This is a genomic window from Paenibacillus sp. R-74696, assembly GCF_055814915.1.
The window spans coordinates 643,872-663,459 of the sequence record NZ_JBPULM010000045.1 but is presented as its reverse complement, the minus strand read 5'-3'; the positions used below and the strand labels follow the sequence as shown (position 1 = coordinate 663,459).

Genomic DNA, 19,588 nt, shown 5'->3' with positions numbered 1-19,588 from the left:
CCAAAACAAAAGGGGGAAACGGCTGTGTCTGTTGGAACGATTAAGAGCCGTGATTTTCATAAGCTCTCGCCAGCGTGGAATTTTATTTTTCATGCCGTGGCCGGCATTTTTGCCTTGTTATGCGTATTTCCTTTCCTCTTCGTGACGATTATTTCCTTCACGGATGAGGCGACGCTGGCAAGCAATGGTTATCAGATTATTCCGGAGAAATGGAGCCTGGAAGCTTACCGCTATTTATTCAAGGCAGGCGACCAACTGCTCCGCTCCTATGGCGTGACGATTACGATTACAATTGTAGGCACGATTATCGGTGTCGTATGCTCCGCTTTGTTCGCTTATGCGATATCGCGGCGCAACTTTAAGTATCGCAACTTTTTCGCCTTTTTTGCCTTTTTCACGATGCTGTTCAATGGTGGCCTCGTACCTACTTATATCGTTATGACGCAGCTGCTGGGGCTTAAGGATTCCTTATGGGCACTCATTTTGCCGCTAGCAGTTAATGCCTTTTACATTATGATCCTGCGGACGTTTTTCTCGACGATGGTGCCGGATGCCATTATTGAATCAGGCAAAATCGACGGCGCCGGAGAGTTCGGCATCTTCTTCCGCCTTGTACTGCCTTTGTCGCTGCCAGGTCTTGCTACCATTGCCCTGTTCTGTACGCTCGGCTACTGGAATGACTGGTTCAATGCGCTCTTGTATATTGATTCGCCTAATTTGGTTCCGCTGCAATCGATGCTGATGCGGATCGAAAACAGCATGCAGTTTATTATGAAAAATTCACAAAACGCTTCGCTAAGCGTAGGCGTTCTGCAATCGATGCCGCAGGATACATCGCGGATGGCGATGGTTGTGCTGGCAACCGGCCCGATCGTGTTCGCATATCCGTTTTTCCAACGTTATTTCATTCAAGGTCTGACCGTAGGCGCTGTTAAAGAATAAATAATAGTCAAAGGAGCTACACCCACTATGGAACAATTCAGATTGCCAAAAATTACGCTGCCAGAGCTTGCTCTGCCGCAAGCGGTTCAGCAGGTATTAGAAGAAGCAGAGCAGAAGCTGGCGCACCGCCCGAAGCTGCTTCAGCTGTTCAAAAACTGTTTCCCGAACACACTGGAAACGACGACGAAAAAAATGGACGATGGCACAACCTTTATCATTACAGGAGATATTCCCGCGATGTGGCTGCGCGACTCGGTTGAGCAGGTCATTCATTATGTGCCGCTGGCGAAAAATGATGCAGACTTGCAGCGTGTGATTAGCGGCTTGATCAAGCGCCATATGGCCAACATCCAGATTGATCCTTATGCGAACGCCTTTAATGAATCGGCCAATGATTGGCACTGGAACACGACGGATGAGACGGATATGTCGCCGTGGGTATGGGAGCGCAAGTTTGAGCTGGATTCGATCTGCTTCTCGATGCGCCTTGCTTATGCGTATTGGAAAGAGACGGAGCTGACCGATATTTTTGACTCCGGCTTTAAGGCAGCGATGCGCCGTATCGTGGAGCTTTGGAAAACCGAGCAGCGCCACTTCGAGCTTTCCCCTTACCGTTTTGTAAGGGACAATGGGATTCCTACCGATTCACTGCGCAATAGCGGAATGGGTATGCCGGTAAATTATACCGGAATGATCTGGTCGGGCTTCCGTCCGAGCGATGACGCTTGCGACTTCCATTACAACATTCCAGCAAATATGTTCGCGGTTGTAACGCTGCGGCAGATGAGAGAAATGGCTGAGTGGGTATTCCGCGATATGGATTTTGTGAAGGAGCTTAAGCAGCTTGAAGATGATGTCGAGCATGGCATTCAGCTGTACGGCATTTACCGTCACCCGGAGTTTGGCCCTATTTATGCTTATGAGACGGACGGCTTCGGCAACTATTGCTTGATGGATGATGCAGGAACACCGGGCTTGCTCTCGATTACTTATTTGGGCTACACGACTGCTGACGATCCGATTTACCAGAATACGCGCAAATTCGCGCTTAGCAAGGAAAATCCTTTTTATTATGAAGGAAAAATCGCCAAAGGCATCGGAAGCCCGCATACGCCGCCAGGCTATATTTGGCATATGGCGCTTTCGATGCAGGGCATTACCGCGAATAACGATGAAGAGAAGCTGGCTATGATTGCCCTGCTGGAAGCGACTGATGCCGATACCGGCTTTATGCATGAAGGCTTCCATTCGGATGATCCAGCCATCTTTACGCGAAAATGGTTTGCTTGGTCGAACAGCTTGTTCTCGCAGCTCGTTTATCGGGCGATGAAGGATGGATTGCTATGAGCAAGCAGCATGCCATCATCTTTTATGATCCGTCCTTTCCTATAGCCTCGGAGTCCCCAATCGAATTAGATGGTCTGCTTGCAGGAGCAGGCCGTGTTGTTCGGGCAGGCGAGCTTGCGGATGCGCTTGGCGCTGCGAAAGAAGGAAGCTTCATTAATATGCATGCGCCTTACTTTCCGAAGCAGGCTTGGAGTGCTATCATCGGCTATTTGCGGCGCGGCGGCGGCTTGATCAGCTTAGGCGGCGCGCCGTTCAAGCGTCCTGTTCGCCGCAGCGAGGCTGGCGAGTGGCAGGTGGAGTCGGAGCAGACGGCCTATCACCGCAAGCTTCATATTCATGAAATGCTGCCTGTCGCTGCTGCTCCGGTAGCGGCGCTGGCAGCAGCGGAGGATCTTCCGCTGCTGGTGGGCAAGGAGGCGTTGTTTGCCGTGTCGCCAACCTGGAATCTGGTGCCGCATGTGACGAAAAGCAGCGATTTGCCGCATCAAATGGGCTCTGCCGGCCCAATGGATGCCCATATTTACCCGCTGCTGAAGGGGATTTCTTCCAAGGGGCGCGAGGTAGCTGCGCCTGTCGTACTTTGGGAAAACACGAAGGGGATTTTCGCAGGCGCGCGCTGGATGTTCGTTAACCAGCCGCTGACGAAGGCGTTCTGGCTGGAAGGCGGAGCAGCTGAGCTAGGGCGCTGGGCAGCTTTTTGTGCCGCTGGCGTAACGGAGCTGTGGCTGAAGCCGAACTATGCTTCCTTTGAGCCGGGCGAGCGGGCTATGCTGACGCTGCAGGTGCAGCAGCTTCGCCAAGAGCTTGCAGGTGGATGTGAGTCATCTGCTTATGAGCGTGCAGAGCAGGAAGCTGCTGTCGATGGACAGGCCGACCTGTACACGGCGGCGGAGTGGGATTTTGCTATAACGGTTGAGCATGAAAACTCGCAGCAGAAATGGACTTGTAGCCTGCAGCAGAAGGCGGGCAAGCAGCAGCAGATTCTAAGGCTGCCCGTGCCGCTTGAGCTGCAAAGCGGCTACTATAAGGTCGTATGCCGAGCGGAATCGACGTCGGGCGAGGTGCGTATTTTGCGCCAAGGCTTCTGGGGCTTTGATCAGGAGCTGCTCACAGAGGGAAGCCCGGTGACGAGCGGACGGGATTATTTTCAGAAGGACGGGCGTCCGCTGCCTGTTGTTGGCATGACGTACATGACGTCGGATGTGGCACGGAAGTTTCTGTTTCTGCCGAATGCTTCGGTATGGGACCGTGACATGGCGCAAATGCGCAAAGCCGGCATCAACTGGATTCGTACAGGCATTTGGACGGCATACCGCAATGTGATGCAGGTGGACGGCCATGCGTCCGAGGAGGCGCTGCGTTCGATCGATGCTTTTCTGCTGACGGCGAAGCGTCACGATTTGCAGGTGACCTTTACGTTCTTCTCCTTTACGCCGGAAACATGGGAAGGGCTAAACCCTTATCTTGATCCGCGTAGCGTAGAGGCCCAGAAGCGTTTCGTGCGCGCTATCGTTTCCCGCCACAAGCAGACGATGAATGTCGACTGGGATTTGATCAATGAGCCATCGATGTTTGATCCGCCGCGGATTTTCTCGAATGGGCCTCGTTCGGCGCGCGACCCTTTTGAACAGAAGGCGTATACCGCATGGCTGAAACAGCGCCACGGATCGCTTGAGCGGCTTCAAGAGCTGTGGAACATGTCACCGGAGCAGCTGCCAAGCTATGAAGCGGCTGTGCCGCCGGAGCCAGAAGAAATCAACTTCGATGTGCAGGACATGCACCAGGGGAAAAATGGCACGCGTTGGCTCGATTATGTGCTGTTCTCGATGGATATGCACAATCGCTGGGCGAAGCAGCTGTATGAGGCGATTAAAGATGAATGTCCAGACCATATGGTAACGGTCGGTCAGGATGAGGCGCTTGGCGCACAGCGTCCTTCGCCGTTTTTCTACGAGGAAGCCGCTGATTATACAACGGTTCACTCCTGGTGGCTGAACGACAATCTCGTATGGGATAGCTTGTTTGCCAAAACAGCAAACAAACCGAATGTCGTGCAGGAAACCGGCATTATGTATGTGGAGACGCCAGATGGCAGAGCGAAGCGCTCGGAAACGGAGCTTCACAGCCTGCTGGAGCGCAAATATGCGTATGCTTTTGCGACAGGCGGCGCGGGTGCCGTGCAGTGGATCTGGAATACAAACTTCTATATGGACAATGCCAATGAATCTCATATCGGCGCACTGCGGGCGGATGGAACGGAAAAGCCGGAAGCGGATGTATCGTATGATTTTGGCAGCTTTATGGAGCAAATCCGAGATTTATTCGAGGATCGCAAGCTGGAGGATACGGCGGTATTGTTCCCGTATTCCAACGACTTCTCCAATCGCAAGCTGGCGTTTGATGCGACAGCGCGTGCCACGCGGGTGCTTGCTTATGAGCTGAATACGCCATTCCGCGGCGCTTCGGAATATCATTTGCAGGAGCTGGAGGCGAATCCGCCGAAGCTTCTCATTGTGCCAAGTGCGCATAACTGGGATGATGCGGCCTTTGGTCGTCTTATTGCACTTGTAGAGCGGGCGGGCGTTACGTTATTATGGATGGGACCGATTGGCCTAGACGCTTACTGGAAAGCGAGCGATCGCTGCTCGGAGCTGCTCGGCCAGCTTGAGCTCCGCAACGTGCAGCGCGAGGAACTGCTGCGCATTGGCGAAGCTACTTTCCCTGTATCTTACGGCAATCGCCGCATAGCCGAGGTATGGAAAGAGGTGCTGATTAGCGGCGCTGCTGCGAGAGAAGCGGCTGCCAGTGCTGCTACCGCTGTTCATCGAGCAGCAAGCGCTGGCGACGAGCTCGTTGAGCTGGCTGTAGGCAAAGGACGCCTGTTATGGAGTCCGCTGCCGCTGGAGCTGAACGAGCGTACGGAGCCGATTAAGGAGCTGTATCGCTATGCGCTTGCCTCGGCCGGCTGCGAGCAGGAGCTGAATTGGCTGCAAGGCGGCCAGCTGCCTGGCATTTATGGGCGTAAGCTTACATTTAAGAACGGCGCGCTGTTCGTATTCGTATCCGAATCCGGATTCGATGCCAACATTGAAGTACAAGACCCGGCGACGGGAGGGCGGTACGCTTTTTCACTGGAAAAGGAACGTTCTGTGCTGTTCGCAACGGATGCAAGCGGGAAGCTGCTCGCTGTCTATCGCCCGCATCAAGTAGAGGTAGCGGTTTCGCTGCCCAATCAACATGAAGAAAGAAGAGGTGCGCAGTAATGGCTTCTAAAAGAAAAGCCCACATTATTTCCCACACACATTGGGATCGCGAATGGTATTTGCCGTATGAGAAGCATCATGTGCTCCTTGTGAAGCTAATGGATACGCTGCTTCATACGCTGGATACGGACCCCGATTTCAAAAGCTTTTATTTGGACGGCCAGACGATCATTCTCGAGGATTATTTGCAGGTACGCCCGGAAAATCGGGAACGCCTTGAAAAATATATTAAAGAAGGACGTATTCCGATCGGCCCTTGGTACATTTTGCAGGATGCCTTCCTGACGAGCAGCGAAGCGAATTTGCGCAATTTGCAGCTGGGACATCAGGATGCGAGCCGTTACGGCATCATAGCCAAGGTCGGCTACTTCCCGGATACCTTCGGCAACATCGGGCAGGCGCCGCAAATTTTGCGTCAAGCCGGCATTGATAATGCGGTATTTGGCAGAGGCGTGAAGCCGACTGGCTTTAACAATACGGTAGCAGATTCTAACTATGAATCCTCGTTCTCCGAGCTGCAATGGGAAGGTCCTGACGGCTCGCGCGTGCTGGGCATTCTTTTTGCCAACTGGTATTGCAACGGCATGGAAGTTCCGGTAGATGAGCAAGAGGCGAAAATCTATTGGGACAAAAAGCTGGAGGAAGCCGAGAAGTATGCGGCTACTGGCGAGCTGCTGTTCATGAACGGCTGTGATCATCAGCCTATCCAGCAGGATTTGTCTGCGGCGCTGGCGACAGCAAGAAAGCTGTACCCGGATACGGATTTTATCCACTCCAACTTTGAAGATTATTTGGCAGCGGTAAACAGCGGACTTGACCGCGAGCTTTCGGTCGTGAAGGGCGAGCTGCGCAGCCAACGTACGGATGGCTGGTCTACGCTTGTGAACACGGCTTCGGCTCGTGTTTATTTGAAGCAAATGAATCAGCTTGGCCAAGCGATGCTCGAGAAGGTAGCCGAGCCGCTTGCGACCATTGCGCACAAGCTTGGACAGGAATACCCGCATCATCTGTTTACCTATGCATGGAAGACATTGATGCAAAACCATCCGCATGACAGCATTTGCGGCTGCAGTGTGGATGAGGTTCACCGCGAGATGGTCACTCGTTTTGACAAGAGCCGCCATGTTGCAGAGACAATTGTGGAAGGTAGCACGCAGGCGATTGCCGAAGCGGTGGATACATCGGTATTTGCATCGTTTGGCGAAGCTGCACTGCCGTTCGTTGTTTATAACACGACTGGCTGGGATCGCAGCGGCGTTGTTGAAATTGAGCTTGATGTTGAGCGTCTGTACTTCCGTGAAGGCTTGCCGCTTCCAGAGGTTAATCGCCGGATGAATGCCGTAGATATTTCGGGCAGAGTGCTTGTAGATCATAACGGCGCAGCGGTTGCTTGCTCTGTAGAGGATTTGGGGCTGCAATTTGGCTACGACTTGCCTGATGACAAGTTCCGCCAGCCTTATATGTGCCGCCGAGTTAAGCTGACGTTTGATGCGGTGAACGTGCCAGCGCTTGGACTGTCGTCATATGCATGGGTTCGTAATGGTGCTGGAGCAGATGCAGCGTTGGCTGGCGAAGCGACTGCGAGTGCAGCGAATCAGCTTGCGGATTCGGCTGTGCTTGAAAATGAATGGCTGCATGTCTCCATTGGAGAAGATGGCTCGTTCGATTTGACGGACAAGCACAGCGGTCAAGTGTATCGTGGTTTGGGCGTCTATGAGAACACAGGCGACATTGGCAACGAATATATGTACAAGCAGCCTGATGGCGAGCAGGCGCTTACGACGCAAGGCTTGAAAGCCGCGATTCGTCTGGTGGAGCAAAACGCTTACCGTACAGCTTTTGAAATCGTCCATGAATGGGCGGTTCCGGCATCGGCGGATGAAACGTTTGAGATTGAGAAGCAAGAAGCTGTTTATTACCCTGAGCGTAAAGCGCAGCGTGCTTCCGACATGGTGCCTTTGACGATTAAGACGGTTATAGCACTTTCCAGCAGCTCCAGAAGCCTAGACTTACAAGCTTCGTTTAACAATCAGGCGAAGGATCATCGCGTGCGCGTACTGTTCCCGACGGATGTAGAGACGGCGGTTCATCATGTGGATTCGATTTTTGAAGTGGCTGTGCGTGACAATGAGCCTTCGGCAGAGTGGGAAAACCCGAGCAATACCCAGCATCAGCAAGCTTTTGTTGATGTGAGCGGCGAGCAGGGCGGACTGGTTGTAGCGAACCTTGGCTTGAACGAATACGAGGTGCTGCGCGATGGCCGCAATACGATTGCCGTTACGCTGCTTCGTTCGGTGTCCGAGCTTGGCGACTGGGGCGTATTCCCGACTCCAGAAGCACAATGTCTAGGCGAGCAAAGCTTCCGGTTGTCAATTATTCCGCATAACGGCGATGGTGCTTCATCAGGTGCTTATGCGCAGGCGTATCAGTTCCAAGTGCCTTGGACGGCGAGCCAGACTGCGGTTCATGCAGGCGTGCTTGCACCAGTTGGCGGATTGTTTGCTTGGGAAGGCGACAGCATTGCATTCTCCTCGCTGAAAGTAAGCCAGCAGTCCGGCGATGCTGTACTGCGCTGGTTTAATATGAAGCAGCAGGCGGCAGAGCTTAGCTTGTCGAATGTTGGCTTTGGTGGCGGTAACGCTGATGCGTTCAAGCAGCTGTATAAGAGCGATGTGCTGGAGCGTGTGGGGGAAGCGATTGAAGTGAGTGCGGAGCAGGGAGCGGCTTTGGCGGTTGGTCCTTGTGAGATTGTGACGGTTGGGTTTAAGCTGTAGGAAATTAAATAATAAATTGTGATTCAAAAGGATTAGAAGGAAGGCCCTTATGCCGGTAGTGTGGAGGCATAAGGGTCTTTTTGTGCTGTGTTAGAGAAAAGTAGCAGTTTGACTGAGCTTTTTTGGGAAAAATGAGATAGGTGAACAACCACCCTCAATAAAGTTCGGTCCTATCACTCTTTTCCTTTGGTTTCTTCATAAAACACTACTGACATACTGTTGTCAGTAGTGCTTTTGTATAGTCGGAGTAATTAATCGTAAAGGAGTAGGAGTAAATGCGAAGCATTTTTGGTCCAAAATGATATATACGGTATTGTATCACTTATTATAGGAAGGATGGTATCTCGTGAATTTTGCTTCTGTACGCATCATTACTGATGACGTGGATCGTCTCGTCGAGTTCTATGAGAAAATCACGGGTGTTTCGGCGGAACGCCCTGCGCCTGTGTTTGCCGAACTCGTTATGCCATCGTGCACCCTGGCGATCGGCCACTCCCAGACGGTGCAACTGTTCGGCGCTGGTTCCGCTGTGGCGGCCAACAATCACACTGTCATCATCGAATTCCACGTCCACAATGTCGATGCCGAATACGAGCGCTTGAAGCCGTTTGTCGATGAGTGGGTAAAGGAACCTACCACAATGCCGTGGGGGAATCGTGCTGTGCTGTTTCGCGATCCTGACGGCAATCTTGTTAACCTCTTCACGCCGGTGACCGAGGAAGCAATCAAACGGTTCAGTGGTAGGCCTTGAAGGACAGTTGAAGTGAGTGAGGCGAATTTCGTAATTCGTAATTTTACTAACTGCTGAAAGAGACCATAGCGACGAGCTATGGTCTCTTCATTTTGTCTAGGTACTTCATAATTTTAGAGAAATGGATCTATTTCGCGATCTTCACTGATGCTGGTAGCCTATTTGTAATTGCGCTATTCTTACCAGTTAATTCAATAACGTGTGAATTACTCAACAGTAATCTTCAATCAATGAAATTTTTCCTTTCTTAATTTTGAATTTTGACTTTCCTTTTAATTGCAGCGTATCCGCTCCAACCTCTACTTTGTCCTTTATAACGTGGTGGTTTAACCATAATCGTCTCCTCTCTTTCACAGATTGTGCATAGGCAGATAGATTGGTGACGTTCAAAGTTGCATTCCTCCGCTAGTTGTCGATTTTGCTATTGTAACACCCCGCATAGCGTTCTGTCGTTTAGCCAAAGGCAGGTATCACTTAAAGCGGAAATTTAGCAGAGCAAGTAGAGTAAATTCCTCCCGAAAAAAAAGGTATCGCCCCAGAAATTTTCACTAGGTCAATACCTTATTTGTATATTAATTTAATGCTCGTACAGCTTGACGATCCGAGGTTAACGAAAAAGAGAATATCTCTGACTTTGAGGCAGCATGGATAGGAGGTGCTCTCGCTTTTGGCGGACTGACGTTCCGCTAATGAAGCATTTTCCCCCATTTTGGCAGGTGAGCGGACTGGAAATCGCTTATTTCCTTAATCATCGCGATAAAAAGGCGATTCGGGAGCCCTTAGCGGATTCTGTGTCCGCCAGCCTCTCCAATCACGACATTTGGAGGAAATAACGGCTGCTGTGTCCGCGAAAGTTCAGCCGGCCCCTTTTAGCCAATACGCTATTAAAATCGAAGCTGATTCGTTTAGCATAAACCCCTCACGCGTTCCCATCGCCCCTCGTTTGCGAGGTTCGAAGGTTAACTCTAACTCTAAAACTAAAATCCTACCCAGCTGTTGTCCTGCCCCCAGAGCGGCTATCCGCCCGCTCTTTAATCAGGTCAGCCGTCAACTGACCCGACAACGTAACCATCGGCACGCCGCCACCGGGATGGGTAGAGCCGCCGACAAAATACAAGTTGTCCAGCAGCTCGCTTTTGCTCGGAATTTTGAAGCCGCCGTTCAGCTTGCGGTCGGTGACAACGCCATAGATGGAGCCGCCGTTGGCTCCATAAAGCTGCTCCAGATCATTAGGCGTAAAGCTGTATTCGAACGTAATGTGCGAGCGCAGGTCATCCAGTCCCATTCGCTCCAGCTTATCCAGCACCAGCTCGCGATATGTCTCTTTGTAAATGTCCCAGTCCTCGCCGGGCTTAAGCGGGGGAACATGGGTCAGCACGAATAAATTTTGTTGTCCTTCAGGTGCCTGCGTCGAGTCGGAAATGCTGGACACTCCAATGTAGACGGTCGGATCAGGCGATGGGATGCCAGAGACGAACACATCCTGGAACTCCCGCTCTGGATTGCGTGAGAACAGGAAATTGTGATGGCGAAGCTGATCATAGGTTTTGTCGATACCGAGCAGCAGCACAAGGCCGGATACGGTAGGAGCATATTTCCTCATGCCGCCTGCCGCCGAAGCAGCGCCGGGATGGTGGCCGAGCAGCTTGCGATGGGTCGGAATGGCTTCCAAGTTCGAGACGATGAGATCGGCGCTGAGCACGGTGCCATCCGCAAGTGTAACGCCCGTTGCCGCCTTGCCCAGTGTATTGATCGCTGCGACAGGCGTGTTCGTCCGAACCTCCGCGCCAAGCTCGCCCAGCAGCTTCAGCATGCCAAGCGCAATATTGTACATGCCGCCCTTGACGTAATAAATGCCTAGACCAAGCTGCACATGGATGAGCTGAGAAAGCACCGCTGGAGCTGCATAGGGAGAGGACCCAATATACATAATGAAAAAATCAAACAGCTGGCGCAATCGCTTATCCTTGAAAAAGCGGCTCGTGCTTTGATGCATCGTGCGAAGCGGGTCCATTGCCAGCAGCTCCTTCATGCTGTGCTGCCCCCGCAAATCCTGCAGGCCGCTGAGGCTTTTGCCATACACGCTTTTCATGCTGAGCTCATACATTTGCTGGCAGTATTGCAAATAAGCCAGAAAACCCTTGGCATCCTCACGCGATACGCTGCTGAGCTGCTCCAGCATCATCGGCAGATCTCCGGTCACGTCGAGCTGCGATCCATCCTCGAAAAAAGTCCGCCACTGCGGCTCAACCCGCTCCAGCGTCATATAGTCCTCCAGCCGTCTTCCTGCACTAGCGAACAGCTGCTCCAGCACCCAAGGCATCGTCAAAATGGACGGGCCCGTATCAAAATGAAAGCCTTCGCCCGAGCGGATGTTCAGCTTGCCGCCAACGCGCTCCTGCTGCTCCAGGACGGTGACGCGATTGCCGTCAACCGTTAGTCTGATGGCGGCCGACAGGCCACCTAAGCCTCCGCCAATTACTATGATTTTTTTACTCATCGATCGTTTCTGCCTCCCTTTTTACTAAAGCCAAACGTAATTTTTTTAAAAAAATAGTTATATAAACGAAAAAGATGTTTTATAATATACCTTAGGGTTAATTAATAATTAGATAGCTATAAATCTAGCAGGTGAGGGCCTGTATTTAAGGTGTTGCCCATTATTGGCGAATTAAAACCTGCTAGGCTCATTTTCCAATGGTATAAAGGCGGCTCCTGCTGGAGGGATGGAAGGATGAAGGAAATGTTCGCTGCCCGCGCTGCTGCTTCGAGCTGGAGGGAGCTGCCTGTGCAGGGCAGAATTCGGCATATCCGTTCGGTGCGCCAGCTGCTCGTCCGTGATTTGGACGAGTGGATTGCGCTGCTGGGCCAAGAGGCGGGCAAAACGCCAATGGATGCGCTGACGACGGATCTACTCACGGTCATTCAAGCTATTTCTTATTATGAAAAAAATACAGCGAAGCTGCTGCGTTCCCGCCGTGTTCGCACACCGCTCTGGCTCGCAGGCTCCTCCTCGCATATTACATACGAGCCTTGCGGCGTGGCGGCCATTATTGCACCGTGGAATTTCCCGCTTCAATTAACGCTCATTCCTGCACTTGCGGCAGCTGCGGTAGGCAATACGGTGCTGCTCAAGCCATCGGAGAAGCTGCCGCTGCTGAGCAAGCGTATTGCTGCTCTAATCGAGGAGGCTGAATTTCCAGCAGGTGTCATTCAACTGATTGAAGGCGGGAAGAGGGAAGCCGAGCGCTTAATTGATGCACGTCCTGACAAGCTCTGGTTTACCGGAAGCGAGGCGGCCGGGCGCAGCGTGCTGGCGCGGGCAGGGGCGCTGCTCATTCCTTGCGTGCTGGAGCTTGGCGGCAAGGACCCGCTGATTGTGTGTGCGGATGCCCATGTAGAGCGAGCTGCTCGCGCGGCAGTATGGGGTGCTTTTTTACACAGCGGCCAAGTATGTATTAGTGTGGAACGGGTTTACGTACACGAAAGTGTTTATGCGTCTTTTCTGGCTGCGGTCGTCGCTTATACGCAGGGGCTCAGGCAGGCCGAAGGCGGTTCTTGGTCAGAGCTAGGCGCATTAGGCACGGAAGAAGGCTGGTTTAAAGTGAAACGCCTGCTGGACGATGCTGTAGCCAAAGGCGCCAGCATCGCCGAAGGAGGGCTGCTGCCCGGAGCGGAGCCGCCGTTGTTTCCGCCGACGGTACTGACCGGAGTGACGGAGGAGATGCAGCTTATGCAGGAGGAAATTTTCGGCCCGCTGCTGCCCGTTATGGCCTTTCAGTCAGAGGCGGAAGTCATTCGGCTGGCAAATGCTTCGCCTTATGGGCTTAGCGCAAGTATTTTTACCGCGAATCGAAAAAAAGGGCTTGCGCTGGCAGCTCAGCTGGAGACGGGAAGCTGCTCCATAAATGATGTTGTACGTCATATTGGCAACATGCACCTGCCTTTTGGCGGGGTGAAGGCGAGCGGCTTCGGCCGTGCGCATGGCGAAGAGGGGCTGCGAGCCTTTTGCCGCTCGAAGTCGATCATGGTGAATGCTGGACGCAGAAGCTCGCAAATCAATTGGTTTCCTTATCGGGAGCAGGCATTCAGCGGGCTAAAGCAGGCCATTGGCTATATGTACGGGAGAAAGAAGGGGAAGCGATGAGCCTCTCGATGATTTGGGCCGTTTTTGGCTGGTTATGCGGGTGGCTGCTGCAAAATCGGGTAAGCCGGCTGCCGGAATGGGACGTTCTAGACGAGCATGAATGGGCTGGGGCAAAGGGTGCCCATGGAGCGAGCATGAAAAATAACGCTGCTCCGATTTCCCTCTCCGTCATTATTCCTGCGCGCAATGAAGCTGCTAATATTGGCAAGCTGCTGCATTCCTTAGGACAGCAGAAGCTGCCGAGTGTGGAAGTTATCGTTGTCGATGATGGCTCAGAGGATGCAACGGCAAGCCTTGCTGCCGCGAATGGCGCTACTGTCATTAGGGCTGAGAAGCTGCCGGAAGGCTGGGTCGGCAAAAGCTGGGCCTGCTGGACGGGAGCCAAATCGGCGCAAGGCGAGCTGCTGGTTTTTCTGGATGCTGATGTGGAGCTGGAAAATGATGCTCTGCAACTGCTAGCCGCCAGCCAGAAGGAGGCCGGCGGCCTCGTATCGGTGCAGCCTTACCACCGAATGGAGCGAGCTTACGAGCAGCTGTCAGCTTTCTTTAATCTTATCGTCGTCGCTTCGGTTGGCGACGGCGACAGCCGGGCTGGGGCGTTTGGGCCTTGCCTCATATGCCGCCGGGATGACTATTTTCGCATCGGCGGGCATGAGGCTGTGCGTGGCAAAGTATTGGAGCATTTCGAGCTGGGACGAGCTTTTAGCTCCGATCAAATGCCGGTGTCCAATTTTATGGGTTATGGCCGAATTGCCTTTCGCATGTACCCGGACGGTTTGAGCAGCATGTTCCGAGGCTGGAGCAAAAGCTTCGCAGCAGGCGCTGCATCGACCGCACCTGTCGTAGCTTGTGCCGTATCGCTCTGGCTGGCCGGAGCCGTCTCGGCTGTATCCCTTATGCTTTCTTCACTTGCGGGGCAGGTCGAAGCGGATTATTGGCTGCTGGGCATAGGCATCGCAAGCTATGCGGCATATAGCTTGCAGCTGTCGCTGTGGCTGCGCAATGTGGGGAGCTTTAAGTGGTGGACAGCGCTGCTGTACCCGCTTCCGCTCGGTTTGTTTATGTTATTTTTCGTCTATTCGCTGTTCTCGACCTTTATTAGGCGGAAGGTGGCTTGGAGAGGGCGAGTCGTATCCATCGGCAGACGGGAACGAGGCAAGCTATGAGCGTGCAGGCATTGCCGCCGCTGGCTGTCCTCGCTCTGAATATAGGCGGATGGCTGATCGTCCATCTCGGTGTTTCCTATTTGCTCGCGAGCCTGCCGCAGCGCTGGTTTGCAGTTGCAGGCGGGCGAAGCCTTGAAACGGGGCGCAGCAGCAAAGGGAAGTGGCGCTTCGAGCGAGGAGCAAGGCCGAAGCAGCCTGGTAAAAGCGGCGAGGAGCGCTTCTACGAGCAGGTGCTCTTCATCCGTGCCTGGAAGGATCGCATGCCGGATGGCAGCTTTTTATTCCGCAAGGGATTCCAGAAAAAAAGGCTTGCTCGTCGAGGCAAGGCCTATTACCAGGAGTACCATGGGGAAACGCTTAGAGGGGAATGGGCGCATTGGCTGTCCATCATGCCTGCTCCGTTATTTTTCATCTGGAACGAGCCGTTGTATGGCTATTTAATGGTAGGCTACGCGCTGGCGGCCAATTTGCCGTTTATAGCGATTTTGCGATATAACCGGCTGCGGCTCAGGCGAATTTGCATGGGCGAGCGCCTATGAGGGGCATATAGAGAAAGCTGATTCTAGCATGGGAAGGAAGAGACTATAAATGAAGACAAGGCATGTTGCCATTGTAGGCGCCGGACCAGGAGGACTTGCTGCCGCCATGCTGCTAGCAGGTCAAGGCTATAAAGTTACGGTGCTGGAGAAGCAGCCGTACATTGGGGGGCGGACTTCGCTGCTGCAGGTGGGCGATTTTAAGTTTGACCGCGGCCCAACCTTTTTTATGATGCCTCATTTGCTGGAGGAATTGTTTACGGCAGTGAACCGCAAGCTTGCAGATTACGTGGAACTGATTGAGCTGGACCCGCTGTACCGATTGAAGTTCGGAGATTCGGCGTTCGAGCCTTCTCGTAATATGGAACAGACGCATGCAGAAATTGAACGGCTGTTTCCCGGAGACGGAGCAGGCTATAGGCGGTTTATGCGCGATGAGGAGATCAAGTTTGGCCGCGTGTCGCCGCTGCTGCAGCGTCCTTTCAGCAAGCCGCGCGATTATATGGCCCGCGATGTGCTAGCAGCGCTGCCTAGCCTTCATGCGACGGATACGGTGTATAACCGTTTATCCAAATATTTTAAGGACGAGCGGCTCAAATACGCCTTTACATTCCAAGCGAAATATTTAGGGATGTCGCCGTGGGAATGTCCGGGCACCTTTACGATTTTATCCTATATGGAGCATAAATACGGATTGTTTCACCCGGTAGGCGGCTTGAATCGGCTATGCGAGGCAATGGGCGAGGTCATTCGTGAGTATGGCGGCGTCATTTCTACCGGAACCGGCGTGCAGCGCGTGCTGACAAAGAGCGGGAAAGCTAGTGGGGTTTTGCTTGCCAATGGAGAGAAAGTTGAAGCTGACCATGTTGTTTTAAACGCGGATTTTGCGACGGCGATGAATGAGCTGTTTGAGCCGGGTGAGCTGAAGAAATATACGCCAGAGAAGCTTGCCAAGAAAAAATACTCCTGCTCGACCTACATGCTTTACCTTGGCATCAACAAAGAAATTAAAATGCCTCATCATACGGTACTGTTTGCCGGCGATTATAAGACGAATGTCAATGAAATGATGGCGCAGAAAAAGCTGTCCGCAGATCCGTCCATCTATGTCCATAATCCGGGCATTCATGACCGGACGCTCGCTCCGCAGGGCAAGACGGCGCTGTACGCGCTCATGCCTGTGCCGAATTTGACGAGCGGCATTGACTGGCAGGAGCAGGGGGCGCTAATTAGGGAGAAAATGCTGCACCGCATGGAGCAGGAGCCGGAAATGCGCGGCCTTTCCCAGCATATTGAAATCGAAGCGATGATTACGCCGCAAGATTGGCAGCAGGGTCACGGGGTATACGAGGGAGCCACGTTTAATTTGGCGCATTCCTTTAATCAAATGATGATGCTGCGCCCGCATAACCGCTTTGAGGAATACGGCAACTGCTGGCTCGTTGGGGGCGGAACGCATCCCGGCAGCGGGCTGCCAACGATTTTTGAATCTGCGCGAATCAGCACCCGGCTGCTTATGGAGCAGGATCGGCTGAAGGAGGGGGCCATATGAATAACTTCGCTATAGCAGGCGGTGGCATCGGCGGCCTCATTGCGGCGCTGCTGCTCAGGCGACAAGGCAAGCTCGTAACGATCTATGAGCGGATGAACCGCCTCGGAGGCAGGCTTGCCTTCGAGCAAAATGGGACATACCGTGTCGATCAAGGTCCAACGATTGTACTGCTGCCGGAAATGCTGCTGGGCATTTTGGCGGAGGCAGGCATTGACCGCTCGCGAATCCCGCTCGTGCGCTGCGATCCGATGTACCGCATTCATTTTGCCGACGGCACCGTGCTGCATAAGTGGAGCGATAGAGAGCGCCAGCTGGAGGAGCTCGGTCGCCTTTTTCCGGGCGAGCAGGAAGGGTTTATTCGCTATATGGAAGAGATGAAGCGTTCCTTCGTGCAGGGAAAAAAAGCGTTCTTGGAGCGGCCGTTTTTGCGCAAAAGGGATTTTTTCACCGTGCGCAACATCGCTCTGCTGGCCAAGCTGCGGGCTTACAAAAGCGTGCGCGCCCTCGCCGCCGAATATTTTAAGGATAAGCGGCTGCACGACGCCTTCTCGCTGCAGACGCTGTACATCGGGGGCGCGCCATTTGAAGCGCCGGGCTTGTATTCGCTGCTTCCGTATGCCGAGCATGAATTTGGCGTCTGGTGCTTGAAGGGCGGCTATGCGAGCCTCATTCCGCTGCTGGAGGAGGAGCTTGAGCGCCAAGGCGTTGCTGTGAAAAAGAGGACGGCCGTCAAGGAGCTCCTAATCAGCGATGGACGCTGCTATGGCGTGCGGACTGCCGAAGGGGATACGCGCTATGATGCGGTCATCTATAACGGCGAATTTCCATCTATTGCTGGCGTACTGCCTGTGCAAGAGGCGGCTCGCCCGAAAAATAAAATGAAGGATTACAAGCCTTCCTCCGGCTGCGTGCTCGTCTATTTGGGCTTGAACAGGCAGTGGCCGGAAGCGGCGGCGCATCAGTTTTTTCTGCCGCCTTCGCTTGAGAAGGGGCTTGGGGAAATTTTCAAGGAAAACCGATTGCCCGATGATCCGTCTTTTTATGTTTTTTATCCGTCCGCCTTTGATGATACCGCTGCGCCAGCGGGGGAGAGCGCGATGTATGTGCTGATTCCATCGCCTGCTGCTCCGCATGTCGATTGGGCGCAGGAGACGGCTAAGCTGGTCGAGCATGTGCTTAGCGAAGCGGAGCGCCGCGGCTTTCCTGGGCTGAGGGAAGCGATTCGCTGGCAGCAAGTCCGCACGCCTGCGGATGCCGAGGCTGACGGCTTGTACAAGGGAGGCAGCTTCGGCATTGCGCCGACGCTGCTCCAGTCCGCCGTCTTTCGTCCGCAAATTGTGCCGTATGGCATCGAAGGGCTTTATGCCGCAGGCGCTTCGGTTCATCCCGGCGGCGGGGTGCCGATCGTTATGCAGGGCGCGAGAATGCTTGTCCAGCATTTATCTACCGCCGTTGCGGCTCAAAGAGCAACAGCAATGCCCACAATGATCCAGGAGGTGCAGGATGGAAACAGCATTTAGCCTAAATCAGTGCGAGGCGATGATTCGCAAAGGTTCATCCAGTTTTTATAAGGCATTTGGTTTTTTGCCAAGCCCACGCAAAGAAGCGGTTTACGTCATTTACGCCTTTTGCCGGATTATAGACAATGCAGTCGATGAACCGGAGCAGTCTCCCTATACAATAAACGAGCTAGAGGCGCGGTTCGCTCATTTGGAGCAGGCGGACGGGCATTTTATATGGCCGGCGCTGCGCTGGCTGTTTCATCATTTTCCGGTCAGCAAGCAGCCGTTTTTTCGCCAAATGGAAGGACAGCGCCGCGATTTGGTGCTGACCCATTACGAGACGATGGAGCAGCTTGAGGACTACTGCTACTTGGTTGCGGGAACGGTTGGCGAAATGCTGCTGCCCGTGCTGCATAATCATCCGGACGAGCAAATTATAGAAGCCGGCATTTATTTGGGAAAGGCGATGCAAATCGTCAACATTGTGCGCGATGTTGGCGAGGATCAAGGCCGTGGCCGTCGCTACCTGCCGCTTGAAATGCTGCGCCAGTATGGCTATAGCGAGCAAAGCTTTGAGTCCGGGGTCATTGACGATCATTTTCGGGCGCTTATTCATGCGCTGGAGCGCCAAGCGAAGGATTGGTTTCACAAGGGGCTGGCGAATTTAAGCAGCTATCCGCCGGAAAGCGCGTTTGCGGTGGAGCTTGCGGCTGGCTTTTACGGGGCTATTTTGGATCAGGTGATCGCGAATCGTTATGAGGTGTATGCGAAGCGGGCGGTCGTGGGGCCGCTGACGAAGCTGAAAATTTATAAATCGATCAAAGAGAAATATTTAACGGATTCTGTGCTGGAAAGCGGAGCCGTATCGTTATGATGCGGCAGCTGTTCTTATTCTGGTATGTGGTGGGCCTCATTCTTATGCTGACGATTGGCGTTCCGGCGCCGCTGGCCTTCTCGAACGGCTTGTTTCTCGTCTTTTATGCGATGTATGCAGTTAGCCTGGAGCAAGGCTTGCGAGAGCGGACACCTTTAAGCTGGGGGCGCATCGCATTTGTCGGGTTCTCGACGTTCGGTGTAGAATGGCTGAGCGTTACAACGGGCTGGCCGTTTGGTGAGTACAACTATACGCCAGTGCTCGGCTTTCTGCTTGGCGGCGTGCCGGTAACGATTGCTTGCGCCTGGGTCGGCGTATTTCTGAACGGTATGCTGTTGTCCTTCGGCAACAATCGCTGGGTGCGAGCGCTGCAAACCGGACTTTTCACCGTCACGCTGGACTTGGTGCTCGATCCGGTAGCCTATGCTCGGGGCTTCTGGCTGTGGGAAGAGGGCGGTGCCTACTTTGGCATTCCGGCGACGAATTTCATCAGCTGGTTTATGATCTCAGCGGCGCTGTCGCTGCTGTTTCCGGTTCGCGAAATTGCGCACGCTGTACGCCGGGAGGCGGCAAGGCTGGGCCAGCTCATGCTGCTCATGTTCGGTGTGCTTGGCATGAAGGAAGGGCTGTATGTGCCAATGCTCATAGCTGTCGCTGCGGCTGCTGTGCTGGAAGGAGTCGTGATTCGCTATCATCACATCGCAAAAGAGCAGGTGGTTTGAGGAGGTATTTTC

13 protein-coding genes are annotated in these 19,588 nt (G+C 53.4%); 12 read left to right on the top strand and 1 reads right to left on the bottom strand.

The window, feature by feature from the left end:
- The first annotated feature begins 24 nt into the window (after positions 1-24).
- The 5 genes from ACSR9A_RS23195 to ACSR9A_RS23175 all read left to right on the top strand — a co-directional run bounded on the left by ACSR9A_RS23195 (position 25) and on the right by ACSR9A_RS23175 (position 9,077).
- A complete protein-coding gene (locus tag ACSR9A_RS23195; RefSeq protein WP_473759762.1) occupies positions 25-942 on the top strand; it encodes a carbohydrate ABC transporter permease in 918 nt (305 codons plus the stop codon).
- Between the two features lie 27 nt (positions 943-969).
- Positions 970-2,289, top strand: coding sequence for a glycoside hydrolase family 125 protein (locus ACSR9A_RS23190; protein WP_473759760.1), 1,320 nt, complete (start codon positions 970-972; stop codon positions 2,287-2,289).
- Complete coding sequence (locus ACSR9A_RS23185) at positions 2,286-5,552, top strand: beta-galactosidase (RefSeq protein WP_473759759.1); 3,267 nt, start codon at positions 2,286-2,288, stop codon at positions 5,550-5,552. Before ACSR9A_RS23190 ends, ACSR9A_RS23185 begins: the two co-directional genes overlap by 4 nt.
- Positions 5,552-8,326 (top strand): alpha-mannosidase, encoded by a 2,775-nt coding sequence (locus ACSR9A_RS23180; RefSeq protein WP_473759757.1) that lies wholly within the window; start codon positions 5,552-5,554, stop codon positions 8,324-8,326. Before ACSR9A_RS23185 ends, ACSR9A_RS23180 begins: the two co-directional genes overlap by 1 nt.
- Positions 8,327-8,672: 346 nt before the next feature.
- Positions 8,673-9,077, top strand: coding sequence for a VOC family protein (locus ACSR9A_RS23175; protein WP_341282131.1), 405 nt, complete (start codon positions 8,673-8,675; stop codon positions 9,075-9,077).
- 985 nt (positions 9,078-10,062) lie between these two features.
- On the opposite strand, the gene ACSR9A_RS23170 is transcribed toward ACSR9A_RS23175, so the two are convergent.
- Positions 10,063-11,577: a phytoene desaturase family protein gene (locus ACSR9A_RS23170; RefSeq protein WP_473759755.1), complete on the bottom strand. Its 1,515-nt coding sequence runs from the start codon at positions 11,575-11,577 to the stop codon at positions 10,063-10,065.
- Positions 11,578-11,811: 234 nt separating this feature from the next.
- Between ACSR9A_RS23170 and ACSR9A_RS23165 the strand changes: the two genes are divergently transcribed.
- Genes ACSR9A_RS23165 through ACSR9A_RS23135 form a run of 7 tightly spaced genes read left to right on the top strand, consistent with a single transcriptional unit; the run spans position 11,812 to position 19,576 of the window.
- A complete protein-coding gene (locus ACSR9A_RS23165; protein ID WP_473759754.1) occupies positions 11,812-13,224 on the top strand; it encodes an aldehyde dehydrogenase family protein in 1,413 nt (470 codons plus the stop codon).
- The gene (locus ACSR9A_RS23160; RefSeq protein WP_473759752.1) at positions 13,221-14,390 is read left to right on the top strand and encodes a glycosyltransferase family 2 protein; all 1,170 of its coding nucleotides are present in this window, start codon (positions 13,221-13,223) and stop codon (positions 14,388-14,390) included. Before ACSR9A_RS23165 ends, ACSR9A_RS23160 begins: the two co-directional genes overlap by 4 nt.
- Positions 14,387-14,929: a glycosyl-4,4'-diaponeurosporenoate acyltransferase CrtO family protein gene (locus ACSR9A_RS23155; RefSeq protein WP_473759750.1), complete on the top strand. Its 543-nt coding sequence runs from the start codon at positions 14,387-14,389 to the stop codon at positions 14,927-14,929. The genes ACSR9A_RS23160 and ACSR9A_RS23155 overlap by 4 nt, the downstream gene beginning before the upstream one ends.
- Positions 14,930-14,978: 49 nt before the next feature.
- On the top strand, positions 14,979-16,478 hold the full coding sequence (locus ACSR9A_RS23150) for a phytoene desaturase family protein (protein WP_473759748.1): 1,500 nt from the start codon (positions 14,979-14,981) through the stop codon (positions 16,476-16,478).
- On the top strand, positions 16,475-17,998 hold the full coding sequence (locus ACSR9A_RS23145; RefSeq protein WP_473759747.1) for a phytoene desaturase family protein: 1,524 nt from the start codon (positions 16,475-16,477) through the stop codon (positions 17,996-17,998). The genes ACSR9A_RS23150 and ACSR9A_RS23145 overlap by 4 nt, the downstream gene beginning before the upstream one ends.
- Positions 17,982-18,854 (top strand): phytoene/squalene synthase family protein, encoded by an 873-nt coding sequence (locus tag ACSR9A_RS23140; RefSeq protein WP_473759745.1) that lies wholly within the window; start codon positions 17,982-17,984, stop codon positions 18,852-18,854. Before ACSR9A_RS23145 ends, ACSR9A_RS23140 begins: the two co-directional genes overlap by 17 nt.
- A complete protein-coding gene (locus tag ACSR9A_RS23135) occupies positions 18,851-19,576 on the top strand; it encodes a carotenoid biosynthesis protein (RefSeq protein ID WP_473759744.1) in 726 nt (241 codons plus the stop codon). The genes ACSR9A_RS23140 and ACSR9A_RS23135 overlap by 4 nt, the downstream gene beginning before the upstream one ends.
- Positions 19,577-19,588 lie beyond the last annotated feature (12 nt).

Coding starts and splice junctions, on each gene's coding strand:
- ACSR9A_RS23140 (WP_473759745.1), top strand. CDS start 17,982: ATGGAAACAGCATTTAGCCTAAATCAGTGCGAGGCGATGATTCGCAAA.
- ACSR9A_RS23165 (WP_473759754.1), top strand. CDS start 11,812: ATGAAGGAAATGTTCGCTGCCCGCGCTGCTGCTTCGAGCTGGAGGGAG.
- ACSR9A_RS23145 (WP_473759747.1), top strand. CDS start 16,475: ATGAATAACTTCGCTATAGCAGGCGGTGGCATCGGCGGCCTCATTGCG.
- ACSR9A_RS23155 (WP_473759750.1), top strand. CDS start 14,387: ATGAGCGTGCAGGCATTGCCGCCGCTGGCTGTCCTCGCTCTGAATATA.
- ACSR9A_RS23185 (WP_473759759.1), top strand. CDS start 2,286: ATGAGCAAGCAGCATGCCATCATCTTTTATGATCCGTCCTTTCCTATA.
- ACSR9A_RS23170 (WP_473759755.1), bottom strand. CDS start 11,577: ATGAGTAAAAAAATCATAGTAATTGGCGGAGGCTTAGGTGGCCTGTCG.
- ACSR9A_RS23160 (WP_473759752.1), top strand. CDS start 13,221: ATGAGCCTCTCGATGATTTGGGCCGTTTTTGGCTGGTTATGCGGGTGG.
- ACSR9A_RS23135 (WP_473759744.1), top strand. CDS start 18,851: ATGATGCGGCAGCTGTTCTTATTCTGGTATGTGGTGGGCCTCATTCTT.
- ACSR9A_RS23190 (WP_473759760.1), top strand. CDS start 970: ATGGAACAATTCAGATTGCCAAAAATTACGCTGCCAGAGCTTGCTCTG.
- ACSR9A_RS23180 (WP_473759757.1), top strand. CDS start 5,552: ATGGCTTCTAAAAGAAAAGCCCACATTATTTCCCACACACATTGGGAT.
- ACSR9A_RS23150 (WP_473759748.1), top strand. CDS start 14,979: ATGAAGACAAGGCATGTTGCCATTGTAGGCGCCGGACCAGGAGGACTT.